1 protein-coding gene is annotated in these 455 nt (G+C 66.4%); it reads left to right on the top strand.

Annotation, left to right across the window (positions count from 1 at the left end):
* Positions 1-455, top strand: a 455-nt coding sequence (locus AB9K35_RS14045; RefSeq protein ID WP_369926996.1) for a CoA transferase, incomplete at both ends; no start/stop codon positions are given.

Here is a 455-nt window from a genome sequence, read left to right on the forward strand (position 1 = left end):
GGCGATGACTACCGCCACATCGGCCCCTTCAGGGACGGCGAGAGTCTGCTGTTCCAATCGGTGAACCGCGGCAAGAAATCCATCGTTCTGGATCTGAAATCCGAGGACGGCGCGGCGGCGGCGCGGGCGCTGGCGGCGGAGTGTGACGTGCTGGTCGAAAACTTCCGCCCCGGCGTGATGGACCGGTTCGGGCTGGGTGCGGACACACTGTGCGCGGCCTGCCCCCAGCTGGTCTATGTGTCCGTCTCTGGATTCGGCCAGACAGGCCCGAACCGGATGCTGCCGGCCTATGACATCATCATCCAGGCGATGAGCGGGCTGATGGATATGACCGGCGCCGAGGACGGCCCGCCGATGATGGCCGGAGATGCCTTTGCCGACGTGGCAGGCGGCATGTTTGCGGCCTTCGGAGCGATGGTGGCGCTGTTTGACCGGGAACGCAGCGGCAAGGGGCG

It is taken from the genome of Leisingera sp. XS_AS12, from assembly GCF_041224635.1.
Taxonomy (GTDB): domain Bacteria; phylum Pseudomonadota; class Alphaproteobacteria; order Rhodobacterales; family Rhodobacteraceae; genus Leisingera.